21 protein-coding genes are annotated in these 17,362 nt (G+C 75.2%); 14 read left to right on the top strand and 7 right to left on the bottom strand.

The window, feature by feature from the left end:
• Nucleotides 1–29 precede the first annotated feature (29 nt).
• From IE98_RS0128355 to IE98_RS0128345, 3 genes are all read right to left on the bottom strand, one after another.
• Nucleotides 30–926, bottom strand: a complete 897-nt coding sequence (locus tag IE98_RS0128355) for a winged helix-turn-helix transcriptional regulator (protein ID WP_030273774.1) — start codon at nt 924–926, stop codon at nt 30–32.
• The gene (locus tag IE98_RS0128350) at nt 904–1,560 is read right to left on the bottom strand and encodes a hypothetical protein (protein ID WP_063749017.1); all 657 of its coding nucleotides are present in this window, start codon (nt 1,558–1,560) and stop codon (nt 904–906) included. The genes IE98_RS0128355 and IE98_RS0128350 overlap by 23 nt, the downstream gene beginning before the upstream one ends.
• 150 nt (nt 1,561–1,710) lie before the next feature.
• On the bottom strand, nt 1,711–2,640 hold the full coding sequence (locus tag IE98_RS0128345; RefSeq protein WP_030273770.1) for an SMP-30/gluconolactonase/LRE family protein: 930 nt from the start codon (nt 2,638–2,640) through the stop codon (nt 1,711–1,713).
• A 76-nt stretch (nt 2,641–2,716) separates the two neighbouring features.
• Here IE98_RS0128345 and IE98_RS0128340 point away from each other — a divergent pair, with 76 nt between their 5' ends.
• The 4 genes from IE98_RS0128340 (at nt 2,717) to IE98_RS0128320 (ending at nt 4,993) form a co-directional block, all read left to right on the top strand.
• Complete coding sequence (locus IE98_RS0128340) at nt 2,717–3,193, top strand: Lrp/AsnC family transcriptional regulator (RefSeq protein ID WP_030273768.1); 477 nt, start codon at nt 2,717–2,719, stop codon at nt 3,191–3,193.
• 212 nt (nt 3,194–3,405) lie between these two features.
• Nucleotides 3,406–3,675 (top strand): hypothetical protein, encoded by a 270-nt coding sequence (locus IE98_RS0128335; RefSeq protein ID WP_030273765.1) that lies wholly within the window; start codon nt 3,406–3,408, stop codon nt 3,673–3,675.
• Nucleotides 3,676–4,391: 716 nt separating this feature from the next.
• The gene (locus tag IE98_RS51190; protein ID WP_234443704.1) at nt 4,392–4,724 is read left to right on the top strand and encodes an acyl carrier protein; all 333 of its coding nucleotides are present in this window, start codon (nt 4,392–4,394) and stop codon (nt 4,722–4,724) included.
• Nucleotides 4,721–4,993, top strand: a complete 273-nt coding sequence (locus IE98_RS0128320) for a DUF4235 domain-containing protein (protein WP_030273760.1) — start codon at nt 4,721–4,723, stop codon at nt 4,991–4,993. Before IE98_RS51190 ends, IE98_RS0128320 begins: the two co-directional genes overlap by 4 nt.
• A gap of 50 nt (nt 4,994–5,043) precedes the next feature.
• Here the strand turns inward: IE98_RS0128320 and IE98_RS49475 are convergent, their stop codons facing one another.
• Nucleotides 5,044–5,511 (bottom strand): STAS domain-containing protein, encoded by a 468-nt coding sequence (locus IE98_RS49475; RefSeq protein ID WP_052391069.1) that lies wholly within the window; start codon nt 5,509–5,511, stop codon nt 5,044–5,046.
• A gap of 609 nt (nt 5,512–6,120) precedes the next feature.
• On the opposite strand from IE98_RS49475, the gene IE98_RS0128300 reads away from it, so the two are divergent.
• Complete coding sequence (locus tag IE98_RS0128300) at nt 6,121–6,984, top strand: glutathione S-transferase C-terminal domain-containing protein (protein ID WP_043175321.1); 864 nt, start codon at nt 6,121–6,123, stop codon at nt 6,982–6,984.
• A 135-nt stretch (nt 6,985–7,119) separates the two neighbouring features.
• On the opposite strand, the gene IE98_RS0128295 is transcribed toward IE98_RS0128300, so the two are convergent.
• A complete protein-coding gene (locus IE98_RS0128295) occupies nt 7,120–8,250 on the bottom strand; it encodes an NAD(P)-dependent oxidoreductase (protein WP_234443703.1) in 1,131 nt (376 codons plus the stop codon).
• A gap of 216 nt (nt 8,251–8,466) precedes the next feature.
• Here IE98_RS0128295 and IE98_RS46865 point away from each other — a divergent pair, with 216 nt between their 5' ends.
• Both IE98_RS46865 and IE98_RS0128285 read left to right on the top strand, forming a co-directional pair.
• Complete coding sequence (locus tag IE98_RS46865) at nt 8,467–8,799, top strand: STAS domain-containing protein (protein WP_052391068.1); 333 nt, start codon at nt 8,467–8,469, stop codon at nt 8,797–8,799.
• Nucleotides 8,800–8,919: 120 nt separating this feature from the next.
• On the top strand, nt 8,920–9,360 hold the full coding sequence (locus IE98_RS0128285) for an SRPBCC family protein (protein ID WP_030273751.1): 441 nt from the start codon (nt 8,920–8,922) through the stop codon (nt 9,358–9,360).
• Nucleotides 9,361–9,402: 42 nt separating this feature from the next.
• Here the strand turns inward: IE98_RS0128285 and IE98_RS0128280 are convergent, their stop codons facing one another.
• Nucleotides 9,403–10,023 (bottom strand): L-threonylcarbamoyladenylate synthase, encoded by a 621-nt coding sequence (locus IE98_RS0128280; RefSeq protein ID WP_030273749.1) that lies wholly within the window; start codon nt 10,021–10,023, stop codon nt 9,403–9,405.
• A gap of 492 nt (nt 10,024–10,515) precedes the next feature.
• Between IE98_RS0128280 and IE98_RS49470 the strand changes: the two genes are divergently transcribed.
• The 6 genes from IE98_RS49470 (at nt 10,516) to IE98_RS0128250 (ending at nt 15,158) form a co-directional block, all read left to right on the top strand.
• Nucleotides 10,516–10,677, top strand: a complete 162-nt coding sequence (locus IE98_RS49470) for a hypothetical protein (RefSeq protein ID WP_159401096.1) — start codon at nt 10,516–10,518, stop codon at nt 10,675–10,677.
• 149 nt (nt 10,678–10,826) lie between these two features.
• Nucleotides 10,827–11,204, top strand: a complete 378-nt coding sequence (locus IE98_RS0128270) for a gas vesicle protein (RefSeq protein WP_043175320.1) — start codon at nt 10,827–10,829, stop codon at nt 11,202–11,204.
• A gap of 65 nt (nt 11,205–11,269) precedes the next feature.
• Complete coding sequence (gene gvpJ, locus IE98_RS0128265; RefSeq protein ID WP_030273746.1) at nt 11,270–11,716, top strand: gas vesicle protein GvpJ; 447 nt, start codon at nt 11,270–11,272, stop codon at nt 11,714–11,716.
• Between the two features lie 3 nt (nt 11,717–11,719).
• A complete protein-coding gene (locus IE98_RS0128260) occupies nt 11,720–12,433 on the top strand; it encodes a GvpL/GvpF family gas vesicle protein (RefSeq protein ID WP_030273743.1) in 714 nt (237 codons plus the stop codon).
• Between the two features lie 10 nt (nt 12,434–12,443).
• Entirely contained in the window at nt 12,444–12,707 is a 264-nt protein-coding gene (locus IE98_RS0128255; protein WP_030273741.1) for a gas vesicle protein GvpG, read from the top strand.
• A 165-nt stretch (nt 12,708–12,872) separates the two neighbouring features.
• The gene (locus IE98_RS0128250; RefSeq protein ID WP_030273739.1) at nt 12,873–15,158 is read left to right on the top strand and encodes a catalase; all 2,286 of its coding nucleotides are present in this window, start codon (nt 12,873–12,875) and stop codon (nt 15,156–15,158) included.
• Nucleotides 15,159–15,282: 124 nt separating this feature from the next.
• Here IE98_RS0128250 and IE98_RS0128245 read toward each other — a convergent pair whose 3' ends face one another.
• A complete protein-coding gene (locus IE98_RS0128245; protein WP_043175318.1) occupies nt 15,283–15,783 on the bottom strand; it encodes a DUF5709 domain-containing protein in 501 nt (166 codons plus the stop codon).
• Nucleotides 15,784–16,276: 493 nt separating this feature from the next.
• On the opposite strand from IE98_RS0128245, the gene IE98_RS52655 reads away from it, so the two are divergent.
• Nucleotides 16,277–17,263 carry a GNAT family N-acetyltransferase gene (locus IE98_RS52655; protein ID WP_420706226.1) on the top strand — a complete coding sequence of 329 codons (987 nt, stop codon included), beginning with the start codon at nt 16,277–16,279 and terminating at the stop codon, nt 17,261–17,263.
• The last annotated feature ends 99 nt before the right edge of the window (nt 17,264–17,362 follow it).

Below are 17,362 nucleotides of genomic sequence, written 5' to 3'. Positions count from 1 at the left end.
CGACCGAACAGCGTGATCGGACGGCGTGATCAGGCGGCGTGATCAGGCGGCCGGAGGGAGTCGAGCAGGGCGAGCGCGTCCTCGACCGAGCCGGCCGGGTCGGTGACGGGGTAGAGCACGCCCCGCACGGTGCGGGTCGCGTCGAGGACGAGGGTGAGCCGCTTGAGACGGTCCACGCCCGCGGCGCGGAAGGTGGGCAGCCGCAGGGCCGCGGCCAGCTGCAGCTCGGCGTCGGACAGCAGCGGGAAGGGGATCCGCGCGTGGTCGGCGAACGCGGCCAGCTGGTCCGGGCGTTGGGTGCTCACGCCGTACACCGCGGCGTCGCGGGCGGCGAACTCGTCCATCCGGTCGCGGTAGGTGCAGGACTCCAGGGTGCACCCGGCGGCGCCCGGGACGGTGTTCCAGCCGGGCGGGTAGTCCGGGCCGCCTGGCGCGTAGGCACCGGGGTAGCAGTACAGCACCGTCCAGGTGCGGTCCGCCGCGACCGGGTCGACCCGGCCGCCGGAGGCCGCGGGGAGGTCGAGACCGGGCAGCCGGCGGCCCGTCAGCGCCAGCACCCGGCGGGTCTCGGCGGAGTCGGCGGTGCTGGTGCCGGAGAGCGAGCCGTCGCCGAGGACGTACCGCCCGCCCCAGTCCTGCAGCGCCACCAGGACGGGCAGCAGGCCGCGCCCGCTCCCCGTCAGGTGGTACTCGTACCGCGGCGGACGGGATCGGTACAGCCGCTTCTCCAGGACGCCGTCGGCGACCAGCGCCTTGAGGCGCTCGGTGAGCACCTTCCGGCTGATCCCCAGAGCGCCCTGCAGTGCGTCGAACTGGTGCGTGCCGCCGGCGACGTCCCTGATCAGGAGCAGGGTCCAGGCGTCCCCGACGACCGCCAGGGCCTGGGAGATCGCGCAGTCGGGGTCAGCCGCTCCGGTGTGCCGCATGACCACCGAGTATAGGGAGTTCCCCCAAGAGACCCACTTGCTGCGGCCCGCCCGCGGGGTCTCCCGGTTCGGGTGGTGGAGCAGGGTGCGGCGGCCGTGTGGGTCCGCGGTGGGTGCGGGTCAGGGGGAGGGGGGTGGCCTCGGTGGCGAGGAGGGCGAGGAGTGCCGGGCGGTGGAGCGCTGCCACGGGGTCGACCAGGTCCGGGTGGCGCAGCAGGGGTGCGGCGTCCGTGTCGCGCTGCGTCGGGAGGGTCAGCCGCCGCGGGTCGCCGGCGACGCCGGCGTGCTCGGTCGTGGCGAGGGCCCGGTGGGCGCGTGCCGCCAGCGCCCCGTCGGCGAGCAGGCAGGCGGCCCAGCTCACGACGGTCTCGTCGACCCAGGTCCGCCAGCCGGTGTCGGCGTCACCAGGGTGGTGACCGGTCAGCTCGTCGAGGCGGTCGCTGCCGCCCGGGCCGAGCAGGTGCAGGAGCTCGGCGTCCAGCCCGGTCGGGTGGCGGAGCGCCGCGGCGACCGTGGCGGCCTGCCAGGCCTGGGCCTCGGCGGTGGCGCGGCTGAACGCACCCGGAGGCGGCGGGAAGGCGGTGAGCAGCCAGCGGGCGCAGGCGGCGACGACGGGGGCCGGATCGGCGGTCATGGGCGGTCCTCGGACGCGTGCCGGCGGGTGACGGCAGTGCCGGCTGCTGCACGGGGCGGCACTGCCCCGCTCGTGGCAGGCCAGTGCAGGCAGCCCACGACCGGGAACGGGATGACGCGGATCACCCCGCCCGATCCGCCCTCCACGGGCCTAGGTGCGGGTCCGGGCGACCCGGGGGGTGCCGGTGACCGCCATGACGGCCGAGTACAGCGAGGTCGTCGCGGTGATGAAGAGGCGGTTGTTCTTCGGCCCGCCGAAGGCGAGGTTGGAGACGGGCTCGGGGACGCGCAGGCGGCCGATGAGCGTGCCGTCCGGGTCGTAGCAGTGCACCCCGTCCTCCAGGGCGGCGGCCCACAGGCGGCCCCCGTCGTCGAAACGGATGTTGTCGAAGCCGCTCTCCGGCGACTTCGCGAACACCCGGCCGTCCGACAGGGTGCCGTCCTCACGGACGTCGAAGACGCGGATCAGGCGCTGCCGGCTGTCCGCCACGAAGAGCTGCCGCTCGTCGGGGGAGAAGACCAGGCCGTTGGGGCCCTCGAAGCCGTCCGCGACGAGCCGCACCTCGCCGCTGTGCGGGTCGATCCGGTAGACGTGGCAGGCACCGATCTCGCTCTCGGCGCGGTGGCCCTCGTAGTCGCTGGTGATGCCGAAGTCCGGGTCGGAGAACCAGACCGAGCCGTCGGAGCGCACCACCGCGTCGTTCGGCGAGTTCAGCCGCCGGCCCCGGTAGCGGTCGGCGAGGACGGTGACCGAGCCGTCGTGCTCGGTGCGGGTCACCCGGCGGTTGCCCTGCTCGCAGCTGACCAGCCGGCCCGCGCCGTCCAGGGTGTTGCCGTTGCTGTGCCCGGCGGGGGAGCGGAAGACGCCGACCGTGCCGGTCGTCTCGTCCCAGCGCAGCATCCGGTCGTTCGGGATGTCGCTCCAGATCAGCTGACGCCAGGCCGGCAGGTAGACCGGGCCCTCCGCCCAGCGGCAGTCCCCGTGCAGCTTCTCCAGACGGACGTCGCCGTTGGCGCACCGCCCGGTACGGAAGCGGTCGTCCAGAACCTGGTACAGGCCCTGCTCGGTATCGCCGGACATCATTATCTCCTCACCATATTTTGCCGAATTTCATTCGGTCCTGACGGAGTATGACAGAAGACGATATGGTTCCACCATGGCATCGGAGAACCTCGACGAGACCGACCGCGCACTCATCGCACTGCTCCAGCAGGACGCCGGGCAGGCCTACGCGGCCCTCGGCAGGGCGGTCGGGCTGTCCGCCGGCGCCACCCACGAACGCGTCCGCAAACTCCGCGAGCGCGGCGTTGTCCGGCGCACCACCGTCGAGGTCGACCCCCAGGCCCTCGGCCTCGGCGTCCTCGCCTTCGTGATGGTCGACTCCTCGGCCTGGATGGGCGACTCCGCCGAGGCCTTCGCCGCGATCCCGGAGATCGAGGAGGCGCACGTCATCGCCGGCAGCGCCTCCGTCCTCGTCAAGGTCCGCACCGCCACCACCGAACAGCTCCAGGACGTGCTGCGCCGCCTCTACGCCATCGACGGCGTCAGCGGCACACAGGCGACCGTCTCCCTGGAGACCTTCTTCGAACGCCCGCCCTCGCCCGCCGCGCCGTCCCCGAAGCCTTCCTCCTGAGCGCCGACGGCCCGCGACCGGCCGACCGGCCACTCCGCCCGCTGCGCACCTCGAACCGCGGATCCTCGGGAGGGGCCCGGGCCGGCGCGGGAGGACCGTCGATGCGCAGTCGATGCGTCCGGGACCGGTCCGGCATTCGCTGTTCGTCCTCCCGGGGGCGGGTAGGCGCGGCGGTGCCCGTGACTGCCGCGGGAGCCGAGAGGAGCGAAACCATGATCATCAGGAAGCTGCACGAGGCGGGGCTCAGGTCCGAGCACGCCTACCTGGCCGGCGTCGCCTCGATCGGGCTGTCGTTCCTGTCCTGGATGGCCTCGGTGAAGGTCGAACAGGCGGGCGTCGACCGCGCGGACCGGTGGGGGATCTTCGTCGGGGAATGGGCACCGACCTTCTTCTGCCTCGGACTCGCCCTCGCCCAGTACGAGCACGCCGGCGCCGACAACCCGCTGTGGTCCGACGACCCGCGTGCCACTGCACCGGCGTGAGCGGACCGACGACGAACTGCCGGGCCGTCAGCGGTCGGGCCGAAGCCGTCAGGAGGAGCGGACATGAAGCGACACGGACCGGAGCCGCCCGACACCCGCGGTGCGGAGCCGCAGCCGCGGCGGGCGGTGCGACCGGCGGACGAAGCGGCAGGTGACCGCTCGTACGGTGACCGTGCGTCGGCCGCGGACCCGTCGCCCGCACCGGCGCGGGAACGGTCGGCGGACGGGCAGGACCTGCGCGAGCGGTACGACGCGACCGTCGAGGCCGCGGGCACGGTACGCCGTGGCCGGGGCGTCCGCCGTACGCGCGGGCAGGAGGGCCCGGCCGGCGGGCCGTGATCCGGGGCGGCGGTGTGCCGAGGCCGGAGGGGCACGGGTGAAGAGCTCGTGTGCACCGGGATGGGGGCTCACGCGACGGGCAGACGCGCCGCGCGAGGCCGGGCGGACGGCCCGGTCCGGACACGGGAGAGGTCGGTGCAGTGGCCATAGCGGGAGTGTTCGCGTTCGCGGTCATGCTCTTCGGAACGGGACTGGGGCTGGCGGTCGCCGCGGTCGGGCTGGCGGGCCGGGTGGCCTCCACCCCTGTCCGCCGTGCCAGGCCGGGTGCCCGGCCACGCCGGTGAGCACGGCCGGAGGGCCCGTCGTCGTGGGCGGTTCGGCGGTTGCCGGCCCGGGCACGCGCGGGGCACCGCACCCGACAGGAAGGAGGCCGGGCGATGGCCACCGGAGAGACCGTATTCAGTGATGTCGCCTTCGATCTGATCTCCGTTCAGTACCACGCGCTGAAGGCCGGGTACGAGGCCGGCCGGTACGTGCGGGACGCCGAGCACGCGGGCGACCGCGAGGCGGCGGCCTTCTTCCGCACGGTCATGGCCGAGGACTCCGCCCGCGCCGAGCAGTGCCACCGCCTCCTGAAGCGGCTCACCGCCACCGCCGGCGCCGTACAGCCGGGCGGCCAGGACGTCGGCGGTGGCGGTGACGGCGCGCGCGCCGGGGAGGAGCAGGACGGGGACGGCGCCACCTGGTTCCAGGAGGCTGGTCGCGCATGAGCCTGGTCAAGATCGCCTACAAGCCCGTGGGCTTGCTGGTGGGCGCCCTCGGCGGCCTGCTGGCGGGCGCCGTGTTCAAGCAGGTCTGGAAGCTCGCCGGACACGAGGACGACGCCCCGGACGCCACCGATCGCAACCGCGGCTGGGGCGAGATCCTGCTCGCCGCAGCGTTGCAGGGGGCGGTGTTCTCCCTGGTGAAGGCCGCGGTGGACCGGGGCGGGGCGGTGGCCGTCAACCGGATGACCGGCCACTGGCCCGGAGACGGGTGAGCCGGCGGAGCGTCCGCCCGGCGACACGCCCGGATCCCGGCCGGTGCCGGTCAGTGTCGGCGGACCGGATCGGCCGCGATCGTTCCGCCGTGGACCGGCGGGGCCGGTGGGGCCGTCGGGTGCGGCCGGCCGTTGCGGCGTGGCGGAGCGTAGGCGGTCGTTCCGTGCTCGGCGGGGACGACCGTGGGGCGCGCCCGGTCGACGGTGAACACCCGGTCGGTCTCGGTCAGCCGCAGCAGCTGGCGCATCTGCCGTCGCGGCGCCGCCAGCCGGAAGTCGACGCCGGCCGCGAGAGCGGCCTCCCGGGAGCGCAGCAGCACATTGAGCCCGGCGGCCGCGCAGAACTCCAGCCCGCTGCAGTCCACCACCACCGCCACCGGAGCCGGCCGGGCGCCCACCGCCCTGTGCAGGGCCGTCCGGAGCGGGGCCGTGGTGTCCATGTCGGCGTCGCCGGCGACCTCCACCACCCGCACGCCCTCCGGGCCGTTGCGGTGGGCGGTGCGGAGCACGGGTTGCACGGGTTGTACGGGTTGCACGGGTTGCACATCGGTCTCCTGCCGATCGGGCGCATGCCTCGGACCGTCCTGCTGTGAAAGCCTGAACGCCGCAGCCGCCCGACCGCAGCCCCGGGGGCGAAGTTCCGGCCACCGCGGCAGGCCGCACGGCGAAGCGGGCGGGTCCGCCGAACCCCGGCACGACGGCCGGTGCCCGACCCGGCCGGCCGCGGTCCGGCGGCGGCCTTCCCGGATTCCGGTCGGTTTCCGTCCGAGGGGTGGGACGGATCGGCCTCCTGCGCCGGGCGCCCTTGACGGCGTCCGCCGGTGGGTCGACACTCCGGCAGGGGAGTCCTCGGATGCGGACGGAGGGGTCGTGGGGCGGACGGAGCAGGTCACCGGGTGCGTCGCGCGCACCGTCCGGCTGCTGCCCGTCCTGACGTCCCGTCGCCACATCGACCTGCTGCGGGTGTGCAGCAGTCTGGCAGGCAGACCTCGCCCTCTCGGCGGCCGCGGCCCGGTGCCCGCCGCCCACTGACGCCGTCCCGGGCGTTCCGCCCCGGCCCGGCCGTCGTCCCGTTCCCGCCGGATACCGGCACGCGTGAGCGTGCCCGCGCAGTCTGGGAGACCCTCATGTCCGCAACGTTCCCGTCCGCCGTGCCCTCCTTCCGCGGGAGGATCGGGCACGACGCCCGCAGCGGCTACAGCGCCGTTCCGCACCGCTACCGGCTCCACCTCGCGAGGTCCTGTCCGGACTGTCTCCGGATCGCCGTCACCCACAGCCTGCTCGGCCTCGACGAGACCCTGCCGATCGGCTGGCTGCCGGCACTGCCCGACGGAGGCGACGGCGGCTACCGGGCCCTGCGCCCGCTCTACGAGGCCAGTTCGCACGGGTACCGCGGACCGGCCGCCGCACCCGTGCTCAGCGACGACTGGAGCGGACGGATCGTCAGCACCGACAGCAGCGCGATCCTCACCGACCTGGCCCACCGCTTCGACCGGGACGGCGCGAACCTCCGGCCGCCCGCGGACGGCGCTGCCGTCGAGGCGGTCGCCCTGCTCTGCGCCCGCGGCCTCGACGCACCCGCCCAGCGGGCCGGCCTGGCCGGTACCGCCCCGGCCGAGCGCGAGGCGGCCCTGCGGAACCTGCTGGACGGACTCGGTGCGATCGAGCGGCGCCTCGCCGACCGCAGCCACCTGCTGGACGACGGCCCGACCCTGGCGGACGTGCAGGTCTGGGCTAGCCTCGTCGAGCTGGACACCGTGCACCGCTGGCACCTGACCGCCGCCGCCGTCGACCGGGTCGCCGACCACCCCCGGGTGTGGGAGTACGCCCGCCGGCTCGCCCGCCACCCCGCCTTCGGCCGCCACCTCGATCTGGAGGGCATCGACCGCCGCCACCGGGCCCGCTGCCGGGGTGAGGAGGACGCGGGGGCGGCGATGCCGATCGTCGACTGGGCGCAGTACGCGCGGCCGCGGGCGGCCGTGTCCGGCTGACCCGCCCCGGCGTGCACCGGCCGGCCCCACCCGCGGGGCCGGCCGGGCCGGGCACGCGTCCGGCCGCGGTGCCGCTGCGGTGCACATTCCTTCACGTGGACTGCGACCTCGGTGCCCGGCGGCCCCACCCGCGGCTCAACGCCCGGCCCGCTCCGGCTGCTCGGAGTCGGCGCGCGGGCGGTTCGGCGCGTGGTCGGCGCCGGTGCCGCCGGGCGGGTGCGGCGTCACCACCGGGATGCCCTCGGTCCGTCCGGCGAGCAGCGCCGCGATGTGGTCCGCGCAGCGGAGCGCCGCCTCGGCCATGGCGCTCCTGGTCATCCCGGCGACGCGCGGGGTGAGCAGGGCGTGCGGGACGCCGAACAGCGGCGAGGCGAACGCGGCGTGCTCGTGGGCGAAGGTGTCGACGGCGGCGGCCGCCAGCGGATGGGCCGGGTCGCGCAGCGCGTCGGCGAGGGCCTGCTCGTCGACGATGCCGCCGCGGGAGGTGTTCAGCAGGATCGACCCCGGCCGCATCGTCGCCAGTTCCGCGCGGCCGATCAGCCCCGCCGTGTCCGGGGTGAGCGGCAGGTGCAGGGAGACCACGTCGCTGGTGGCGAGCAGGGCGGCGAGTGAGTCGGTCCGCCGCACCGGCGCACCGCCCGGGCGGCGCGCGTAGCCCTGGACGGTCATGCCCAGCAGACGGGCCCGCTCCGCCAGTGCCAGGCCGATCCGTCCCAGACCGGCGATGCCCAGGGTCAGCTCCGGGAGCTCGACCGCGGGGGCCGACGGTGCGGCCCAACGGCCTTGGTGCGCTGCCTCGTTGTGGGCGGCCAGGTTCCGCGTCAGACAGAGCAGCTGGGCGAGGGCGAACTCGGCGACGGCGTTCGCGTTGGACCCGGGCGTGTGGGTGACGGCGACGCCGTGCCGCGCTGCCGCGGCCAGGTCGACGTGGTCGGTACCCGCACCCGCCCGGCCGATCACCCGGAGCGGACGGGCCAGTGCGGCGTCGGTCGCCGCCGCGACGAGCGCGGCACCCAGCGGAACGCCCGCGCGGGACTTGAGCGCGTCGTAGCCGCTGCCGCCCCGCACCACCTCGTCGATCAGCGCCGACTCGTCGAACAGGTCGACGTCCGTGAAGTCCACCCGGCCCGCCCACGCGGCCGTCGCAGCCGCCGGGTCGCCCACCCGCCGCAGGTTCAGCGTGACGGCCAGCCCGTGCCCGACCAGACGCTCCAACTCGCGGTCGAGCAGCTCCCCGGGCGCCGCGTCCAGCAGCAGGATCCGCATCCGCCCCACACCCTCCCCCTTCGCTCCGCACGCGACCCTATGCCGCGCGGCGGGGACGGCGGAATTCCGGCTCGTGACGCCCGCCTCCGGGCGGGAGCGGTCGATCGGGGGCGGCCGTGGCGGTTCGGAACCGGGCCCGACGGGGTAGACGCCCGGGTCGGCCGAACGGAAGTCGCCGGAACGGAAGTCGCCCGAACGGAAGGGGAGTGGTCGGCCATGGCCGGACTGACGGTGACCAGGGGCTCGATGCCGCAGGGCCCCGTGCTCTTCCTGGACGGGGAGGTGGACCTGTACAGCGTCCCCGAACTGACCGAGGCGCTCACCGACGCGGTGGACACGTGCCCACCCGGTGCGCCGGTCACGGTGGACATGGCGCGGGTGGAGTTCTGCGACTCCTCCGGTCTCAACGCCCTGTTGAAGGCCCGAACCCGGGCCACCGGCCGCAGCGTGGCCGTGCAGGTCGCACGGCCCTCCCCGCAGGTGGCGCGCCTGCTGAGCGTCACCGCGACCGCGGAACTGCTGCTGCCCGCGGCCCGGGACGCCGACTGAGCCCGGCCGGTGCGTCCACCCGCCGCACGACGGGACGGACCGATCCGACCGGCCGTCGGCTCCGAACGCGAGGGGCGGGGGCGCACACCGCGCCGACCGCCGCCCCAGGGAGGAGACGCCATGGTCACCGTCGAACGCCGCATCCCGGTCCACCGGCCCGCCGAGGACGTGCTGCGCTACCTCGCGGACTTCGGCCACACGCCCGAGTGGGACCCGGGCACGGTCGACTGCGTCCGCCTCGACGCCGGCGCCGGCCCGGTGACCGAGGGCTCCCGCTGGACGAACACCTCCCGCTTCCGCGGCCGCACCACGCAACTCGAGTACCGGCTCGTCCGCCGGGAGCCGGACCGGCTGCTGTTCGTCGGGGAGAACCGGACGGTCACCGCCACCGACGACATCACCGTCCGGCCCGCCGCCGGGGGCGGCTCGGTCGTCGACTACCGGGCGCAGCTGCGCTTCAAGGGCGTGGCGCGGTTCGCCGCGCCGTTCCTCAAGGGCGCCTTCGAGGACCTGGCGGACGGCGTCGCGGACCGGCTGCCGCAGGTCCTCGCGGTGCGCTGAGACCGGGCGCGGCCGCCGGGCCGACGGGCGGCCGCGCGGGGCTCACTCGAAGCGCGAGGGGTCACCGGCCCCGTGCCGGACGACCTCCGCCTCCCCGCTGGAGAAGTCGATCACCGTCGTCGGCTCGGTGCCGCAGTCGCCCGAGTCGACGACGGCGTCCAGCACGTGGTCGAGCCGCTCCTTGATCTCCCAGCCCTGCGTCATCGGCTCCTCCTCGCCGGGCAGCAGCAGGGTGCTGGAGACCAGCGGCTCGCCGAGCTCGGCGAGCAGCGCCCGGGCCACGGTGTGGTCGGGGATCCGGACGCCCACCGTCTTCTTCTTCGGGTGCTGCAGCCGGCGCGGCACCTCCTTGGTCGCGGGCAGGATGAAGGTGTAGCTGCCCGGAGTCGCCGCCTTGATCGCGCGGAACACGTCGTTGTCGATGTGGACGAACTGGCCCAGCTGCGCGAAGTTCTCGCAGACCAGCGTGAAGTGGTGGCGGTCGTCCAGCCGCCGGATCGACCGGATCCGCTCCAGGCCGTCGTGGTTGTCCAGCCGGCAGCCGAGCGCGAAACAGGAGTCGGTGGGGTAGGCGATCAGCGCCCCGGCGCGGAGACTGTCGGCCACGGTGCCGATGGTGCGCGCCTGAGGGGTCTGCGGGTGCACGTCGAAGTACTTTGCCATTGGCCAAACTTACGGCATCGGCCCGGTGCCGGGGCGGGACGCGCCGACCACCGCCGGGCCCCCGCCCGGGCCGCCCCGGACCGCTGCCCGGGCCGCTGCCCGGCAATGCGGCACGGCTGCGGAGACAGCCCCGGCGGACCGCTCCTCGGCCCCGAGCGCCTCGAAGTCCCGGACGGCGAGGGCATCGCCGTGGCGGCAGGTCCGGCGGCCGCGCGGTCGCCCCGGCCCGGTGCGGGGGAGAAGCGGGTGAAGACACCGACCGGACCGCAGGCCGTCCCGGTGGGTGCGCGGGGCCGTCCGGCACCGGTGCCGGACGGCCTCCCGGACGCTGCCCGTCCCGGGCTCCGACGGCTGCCCGGCGCGCCGGGCGGCAAAACCTGCCGTCCGCGGCCGCAGGTCGCCCAAACGGCAGGTGGCGGACGCCGGGGGAGGAGCGGTCCGCACCGGCGACGGCGGGCGCGGCACCCGCTCCGTCGGCGGGAGGTGGTCACGATGACGACGGACGGCGAGCGGCCGGGCCCCCGGACCGCTGCGGCGGCCGCCGACGGACTCCCGGACCTGCTGCTCGCCGCCCTCCGCCGCCCCGACACCGACGACGACGTCGCCCTGCTCATCGTCCGCGTCCTCCCGACCCCGGCCCGGCCCCGCGCGTGACGCCCCGCCCCGCACCCGGCCGGGTCCCGCGCGGGCCCGGTCCGGCAGCGGCCGACCCCGCGACGGCATTCACCGGAATGGAAAGTTCCGTTTGAAGTCGCCGAGCTGGGTAGGCGCGGTGCGACCCCACCCGACGGAGGGACCTGGACATGCCCCGCGAAGCCCGCGACGCCGAGCCCGCGCCCCGGCGCACCGGCCGCAGGGCCGGCTCCGCGCGAGCCGCCGAGGACGGCGGATCCCCGCCCGCCCGCACGGGCGGACGGAAGGTGTCGGCCGCCCGCGCCATGCGCACCGCGGCGTCACAGCTCGCCGAGCTCCTCGGCAGAACGCCGGAGTCCGTCTCCGGAATCCGGCCCACCGACGACGGCTGGCAGGCCGAGGTGGAGGTCGTCGAGGTCGAGCGGATCCCGGAGACGAGCAGCGTGATGGCGAGCTACCGGGTCCTGCTGGACGCCGACGGCGAACTGGTCGGCTACGAGCGGACGCGCCGCTATACCCGCGCCGAGGTCGACCGGCCCCGGGGCTAGCAACTGCACGCGCAGGACGCACCGAAGCGCAGCCGCGTCGAGCGGGCGCGACGAGAGGAGACATCGTGACCGTGGTGCCGCAGAGCGGCGGAGGCGGCGTGACCACCGGAGGCGCGAGCACCGGCACGCTGTACGACGTCGTCGAGCTGATCCTGGACCGGGGCCTGGTCATCGACGTGTTCGTCCGGGTGTCCCTGGTGGGGATCGAGATCCTGAAGATCGACGTGCGGATCGTGGTGGCCAGCGTGGACACCTACCTGCGCTTCGCCGAGGCGTGCAACCGGCTGGACCTGGAGTCCGGCCGCAAGGCCCCGACCAGACTCCCCGAACTGGTCGGCGACATGACCGAGGGCGGCGCCCGCGGCAAGAGCAAGGGAGCGATCACCGGTGCCGTCGAGGCCGTCACCGACACCATCCGCGAGAAGCCCGAAGGCGGCGACGCGGAGCCCGAACCGCAGGAACGGCGCGAACGGCCGCGCGCCAGACGGACCTCCCGGTCGAGGGAGGACTGACCCATGCCCGTCTACGTCTACGCGATCACGGCCGACACCCATCCCGCACGGCTTCAGCGATTGACCGGCGTCGGCTCGCCGCCCGAGGAACTGCGCGCCCTCACCGGCTCGGGCCTGAGGGCCGTCGTCAGCCACGCACCCGAAGGGCTCCGGGCCCGCCGCCGCGACCTCGTGGCCCACCAGGAGGTCCTCGAACGGCTGATGTCCGAAGGCCCCGTCCTACCCCTGCGCTTCGGCGCCGTCGCCACCGACGACCAGGAGGTCCTCGGCATCCTCCACGAGCAGGTCCATGCCTACCGGGAACGCCTCTCCGCCCTCGACGGCTGCACCGAGTACCTCGTCAAGGCCTCGTACGACGAGGACGCCCTGCTGCGGCAGATCCTCCGGGACTCCGCCGAGGCCCGGCGCCTGAACGAGGAGACCAGGCAGAGCCCCGACCCCCAGCCGAAGATCAGACTGGGTGAACTGGTGGCCGCCGGCATCGAGGCCCGCACCCGGTCCGCCGCCGTCGAACTCCTCGACGAACTGAGCCCCGCGGCCCGGGAGGTGCGCGAGAACGACCCCGCCGGCAACGACTTCGTCAGCGGCTCGTTCCTGGTCGAGGCGGACCGGCAGGAGGACTTCCGGGCGGCGGCCGCGGAACTCGCCGAGCGTTGGGGCGAGGACTGCACCGTGCGGGTCCACGGGCCGCTGCCGCCCTACAGCTTCGTCCAGTAGGCGGTACGCCATGGGCCTGCTGACCGGGCTGCTCACCCTCCCGCTCGCCCCCGTCCGCGGGGTGGTGTGGGTCGCCGAACGCGTCGCCGAGGCCGCCGAACAGCAGTTCTACGACCCGGCGCCGATCGAGGAGGCGCTCAAGGCGCTCGAACAGGACCTGCTCGCCGGGCGGATCGACGAGGCGACCTTCGAGGAGCGCGAGGACGAACTCCTCGACCGCCTCGACGAGATCCGCCTCCACTGGGCGTCCCGGGGCATGCCCGGCCCCGGGTAGCCCCGCACCGAGGGACTTGTTCGTCCGGCCGCCGACCGGCCGACCGCCCCCGCAGGCCGCCACCGCCCCGGGCACATCTGACGATCCGTCAGATGTGCCACCGTTTCGTCCGGTCCGCGGGGGTAGGCGCACAGTGGCCCGCGACCAGGAACCCTGGAGGACGAGATGAACGAGCGAGGACCCATCGGGAAGATCGCGGACAAGGCGGTGGACGCGGCGGAGGAGGTCCTGCCCGAGTCGCCCCCCGAGGTGCCCGGAGCTCCCGGCCCCGAGCCGCCGCAGCCGGCGGAGCCCACCGAGCCGCGGCCCCCGCTGCCGGGCAAGCCCGACCAGGCCGCCCCGCGGACCGTCTCCGCGACCGGCCGGGCGGACGGTTCGGAACCCGACGCGCGCACCCAGAACGGGGAGTTCCTCACCACGGCGCAGGGCACCCGGCTGCCGGACTCCGACCACTCCCTCAAGGCCGGGCCGCGCGGCCCCGTGCTGCTGCAGGACCACCACCTGCGAGAGAAGATCACCCACTTCGACCACGAGCGCATCCCCGAACGCGTGGTGCACGCCCGCGGCGCCGGCGCCCACGGCGTCTTCCGCAGTTACGGCAGCGCGGCGAACGTCACGAAGGCGGCCTTCCTCGCCGAGGACGTCGAGATGCCGGTGTTCGTCCGGTTCTCCACCGTGCTCGGCTCCCGCGGCTCGGCGGACACCGTCCGCGACACCCGCGGCTTCGCGACGAAGTTCTACACCGACGAGGGGGTCTTCGACCTGGTCGGCAACAACATCCCGGTGTTCTTCACCCAGGACGCCGTCAAGTTCCCGGACGTCGTCCACGCCGCCAAGCCGCACCCCGACCGGGAGATCCCGCAGGCGCAGTCGGCGCACGACACCTTCTGGGACTTCGTGTCGCTGCACACCGAGGCCACCCACCACACGCTGTGGAACATGTCCGACCGCGGCATCCCCCGCTCGTACCGGACGATGGAGGGCTTCGGCGTGCACACCTTCCGCCTGGTCGACGCCGAGGGCGGCACCAGCCTGGTCAAGTGGCACTGGAAGCCGAAGCTCGGCGTGCACTCGCTGACCTGGGAGGAGGCCCAGCTGATCGCGGGCGCGGACCCGGACTTCCACCGCCGCGACCTCTACGACGCCATCGAGGCGGGCGCGTTCCCGCAGTGGGAGCTCGGCATCCAGGTGCTCCCCGACACTCCGGAGCAGACCTTCGAGGGCATCGACCTGCTCGACCCCACCAAGATGGTCCCGGAGGAGCTGGCCCCGGTGCAGCCGGTCGGGCTGCTCACCCTCAACGCCAACCCGACGAACTTCTTCGCCGAGGTCGAACAGGTCGCCTTCCACCCCGGCCACCTCGTGCCGGGCATCGACGTCACCGACGACCCGCTGCTCGCGGGCCGGCTGTTCTCCTACCTCGACACCCAGATCAGCCGGCTCGGCGGCCCCAACTGCGCCCAGATCCCGGTGAACCGCACCCACGCACCGGTCAACGACATGCTGCGGGACGGCCTGCACCAGGACGCCGTGCACAGCGGTGTGGCCCCCCACAAGCCCAACTCGCTGGACGGCGGCTGCCCGTTCTTCGCCGGAGCGGACGAGCGCGCCTTCATCGAGCACCCCGTCCCGGTGCCGGCCGCGGCCAAGGTCCGCGAGGCACCCGCCTCCTTCGGCGACCACTTCGGCCAACCCCGGCTGTTCTGGGCGAGCATGAGCCCGCCCGAGCGTGAGCACATCATCGCGGCGTACACCTTCGAACTCGCCAAGTGCCACGAACAGGCCGTCAAGGAACGCACCCTGCGGGTGCTGGCCCGGATCGACGTGCAGCCGTGCGCCGCGGTGGCCTGCGGACTCGGCCTGCCCGCACCGGAGTCGGACGGACACCCGGCCCCGGAGCCCAGCCCCGCCCTCTCCCAGGTCGGGCGGGCCTGGCCGACCGCAGGCCGGGTGATCGGCATCGTGGCAGGCCCGGACGGCGACCTCGGAGCGCTCACCGCCGCCCGGCGGGCCGTGCTGGCCGAGGACATGGTGCCGCTGGTCGTCGCCCCCACCGGAGGCCGGCTCACGGCGGACGGCGCCGACCCGGTGGACGTTCAGCGGACCTTCGCCACGGCCCGCTCGATCGAGTTCGACGCGGTGCTGCTGGCGGGTGCCCCCGCCCCCGCCGCCGATGCCGACGGCGGCCGCGACGCCAAGGCCGGGCTCCCGGCCGGCACCGCCGTCGACCCCCGCGTCACCCTGATGCTCACCGAGGCCTGGCGCCACGCCAAGGCGATCGGCGGCTGGGGCGGTGCCGACCGGGCCCTGCAGGCCGCAGGCATCCCCGCCGACGCCCCGGGCGTCGTCCTCGGCGAGGACGGCGAGTCCGTCCTGAACGGGATCACCGAACTGCTCGCCGCCCACCGCGTCTGGGAGCGCTTCCCGGCACCGTCCGACACCGCGTCCTGAGCGGACGACCCCCTCGGCCGACCGGAAGCCCGCACCGCACCGCCCCGCCCCGAGCGGGGGCGGTGCGGCCGCGCAGACCGCCGGCCGAGGAGCCGGGCGCCGAACGACCGCCGGGCGCGCGGCGTCACGGCCAGGCGCTGTCCTCGTCCAGGCCGCCCTGCCCGTCCAGGGCGCTGTCCGGCACGATGTGCACCGCCGCCTCCTCGGCGCAGGCGGCCCCGGCGTCGATGCCGACGTCCTCGGCGAACAGCTCGGTGGTCCTGTCGTGGGCGCCCTCGTCGGGGGCGACCAGGCGTCCGGCCCGCTCGGTCCCCGCCTCGGGATCGACGGGCTCGCCGTCGCCGCCGGGCAGGTCACCGATCCGGTCGCCCCCGTCCGGCTCCTCGTCGGGCAGCTCACGGGCCAGCCGCTGGTCGAGCGTCTCGCCCTCGCGCTGCTCCCCGGCCGTGGTCCCGGCCTGCCGGACGCCGAACGGCCGCTCGGGCGGTGACCACCCCTCGTCGAGGATGTCGTCGTAGGTCCGCTCGTCCAGGGCGTTCTGCAGGTCCAGCGCGGAGGCGTCGGCCTGCTCGTCGGCGGTGTCCGCAGGCTGGTAGACCTCGTCCGCCCTGCCGCTGTCGCTCATCACGGCCTCCCGGTCGTCTCGGCTGCCCCCTCCCTCCGGCGTCCCTTGTGCCCGCTCGACCGACGGTCATCCGCACCGGGCACATGGCCCGGGCGACCCGCCGGCGTGCTCGGATTCCGGTCCGGGGCGGCCTGCGCAACGGGCCGACCCACGATCGGTCCCGCCCCTCGACGGTACGTCCGTCGCCCCGGGAGCGAAACACGCGGGCTCCACCACCCCGCCCCGGGGGCGCCCGCCCCCGCGGGGGAGAGCCCGCTGCACGGTGCACGGGAGGCGGCACGGCGGCGCACGGGAGGCGGTGCGACCGGGGGAGCGCGGCGTGCGTCGCGCCCCGCCCCCGGACCCCCGCCGCCGGGTGACCGCGCGCACACGGACCGCCCCGGAGCGGCCGCCGCGGAGCGGCTGGCCCCGCGTCAGGCGGCCCTGCCGCCAGGTGCGTTCGACTTGACGCAGCCATGTTGTAACTGGAACTGTTCTGTCAGGAGGGGGGATCATGGCAGCGAACAGCAGACTCACCGTCGCCGTGCACGTCCTGGTCTGGATGGCGCTGGTCCGTCGGCTCGGCCGGGACCTCGTGACGTCCGAACAGGCCGCGGAGAGCGTCAACACCAACCCGGTCGTCCTGCGGCGCTGCCTGGGCGACCTGCGCAGGGCCGGACTGGTCGAGGTCCGGCACGGTGCGGGCGCCGGATGGCGGCTGGCCCGCGATCCGCGGGCGATCACGCTCCTGGACGTCCACCGGGCCGTCGGCGACGAGCCCCTGTTCGGCCTGCACCGGGCGGCCCCCAACCCCGCGTGCCCGGTCGGCGCGGGAATCCGGCCCGCCCTGCGACAGGTCTACGACGCGGCCGAGGAGGCCGCGCACTCCGCACTCGCCCGGACGACCGTCGAGGACGTCCTGCGCGAGAGCCTCGCCACCCGGCCCGTGCAGGCCGCCGCCGGAGCCCCGACCGCCGACGACGAGGCCCGGACGGCCCTGCTCAGCACACCGCGCCTGCGGCTGCGCCCCCTCACCGAGGCCGACACCGACTGGTGGGTGCGCCTGCACGCCGACGACGAGGTGAACCGCTTCGTCGGCGCGTACACCCGCGACGAGGCCGCCGAGCGCCTGCGCGGCATCCACCGGCAGTGGGCCGAACGCGGCCACGGCCTGTGCGCCGTCGAGCTCGCGGCCACCGGCGAGCCGATCGGCCGCTGCGGCCTCACCTGGTGGGAGCAGTTCGGCGAGACCGAGGTCGGCTGGACCTTCGCCCGCCGCCACTGGGGCCACGGCTACGCCACCGAGGCGGCGCAGGCCGTCCTCGCCTGGGGCTTCGGGGCGCTCGGCCTCACCCGGATCACCGCGATGATCCACCACGGCAATGCCGCCTCCACCGCCGTCGCCGCCCGCCTCGGGTTCGCGCCGCTGCGCGAGGACGTGGTGCTCGGCCGCCCCTGCACCGTCCACGCCCTGCACCGGGAGGACTTCACCGCGCCCTGAGCCGCCCTTGAGCCGCCCTGGGCTGCCCTGGTCGCTCTGTGGCGTGCGGAGCGGCTCCGGGGGTGGTCCCGCCGCGCTCAGGGGCCCGGGCGCGGCCGC

This window comes from Streptomyces sp. NRRL B-24484, assembly GCF_000717715.1.
Taxonomy (GTDB): domain Bacteria; phylum Actinomycetota; class Actinomycetes; order Streptomycetales; family Streptomycetaceae; genus Kitasatospora.
This window is presented reverse-complemented; position numbering and strand designations above follow the sequence as displayed.

Excerpts from the sequence above, each read along its gene's own strand:
- IE98_RS0128350 (WP_063749017.1), bottom strand. The coding sequence starts at position 1,560 with ATGACCGCCGATCCGGCCCCCGTCGTCGCCGCCTGCGCCCGCTGGCTG.
- IE98_RS0128245 (WP_043175318.1), bottom strand. The coding sequence starts at position 15,783 with ATGAGCGACAGCGGCAGGGCGGACGAGGTCTACCAGCCTGCGGACACC.
- IE98_RS0128345 (WP_030273770.1), bottom strand. The coding sequence starts at position 2,640 with ATGTCCGGCGATACCGAGCAGGGCCTGTACCAGGTTCTGGACGACCGC.
- IE98_RS0128340 (WP_030273768.1), top strand. The coding sequence starts at position 2,717 with ATGGCATCGGAGAACCTCGACGAGACCGACCGCGCACTCATCGCACTG.
- IE98_RS0128260 (WP_030273743.1), top strand. The coding sequence starts at position 11,720 with ATGCCCGTCTACGTCTACGCGATCACGGCCGACACCCATCCCGCACGG.
- IE98_RS0128285 (WP_030273751.1), top strand. The coding sequence starts at position 8,920 with ATGGTCACCGTCGAACGCCGCATCCCGGTCCACCGGCCCGCCGAGGAC.
- IE98_RS49470 (WP_159401096.1), top strand. The coding sequence starts at position 10,516 with ATGACGACGGACGGCGAGCGGCCGGGCCCCCGGACCGCTGCGGCGGCC.
- IE98_RS0128270 (WP_043175320.1), top strand. The coding sequence starts at position 10,827 with ATGCCCCGCGAAGCCCGCGACGCCGAGCCCGCGCCCCGGCGCACCGGC.
- IE98_RS0128355 (WP_030273774.1), bottom strand. The coding sequence starts at position 926 with ATGCGGCACACCGGAGCGGCTGACCCCGACTGCGCGATCTCCCAGGCC.
- IE98_RS0128250 (WP_030273739.1), top strand. The coding sequence starts at position 12,873 with ATGAACGAGCGAGGACCCATCGGGAAGATCGCGGACAAGGCGGTGGAC.
- IE98_RS0128335 (WP_030273765.1), top strand. The coding sequence starts at position 3,406 with ATGATCATCAGGAAGCTGCACGAGGCGGGGCTCAGGTCCGAGCACGCC.
- IE98_RS0128300 (WP_043175321.1), top strand. The coding sequence starts at position 6,121 with ATGTCCGCAACGTTCCCGTCCGCCGTGCCCTCCTTCCGCGGGAGGATC.
- IE98_RS52655 (WP_420706226.1), top strand. The coding sequence starts at position 16,277 with ATGGCAGCGAACAGCAGACTCACCGTCGCCGTGCACGTCCTGGTCTGG.
- IE98_RS0128295 (WP_234443703.1), bottom strand. The coding sequence starts at position 8,250 with ATGCGGATCCTGCTGCTGGACGCGGCGCCCGGGGAGCTGCTCGACCGC.
- IE98_RS0128280 (WP_030273749.1), bottom strand. The coding sequence starts at position 10,023 with ATGGCAAAGTACTTCGACGTGCACCCGCAGACCCCTCAGGCGCGCACC.
- IE98_RS0128255 (WP_030273741.1), top strand. The coding sequence starts at position 12,444 with ATGGGCCTGCTGACCGGGCTGCTCACCCTCCCGCTCGCCCCCGTCCGC.
- IE98_RS51190 (WP_234443704.1), top strand. The coding sequence starts at position 4,392 with ATGGCCACCGGAGAGACCGTATTCAGTGATGTCGCCTTCGATCTGATC.
- IE98_RS0128320 (WP_030273760.1), top strand. The coding sequence starts at position 4,721 with ATGAGCCTGGTCAAGATCGCCTACAAGCCCGTGGGCTTGCTGGTGGGC.
- IE98_RS46865 (WP_052391068.1), top strand. The coding sequence starts at position 8,467 with ATGGCCGGACTGACGGTGACCAGGGGCTCGATGCCGCAGGGCCCCGTG.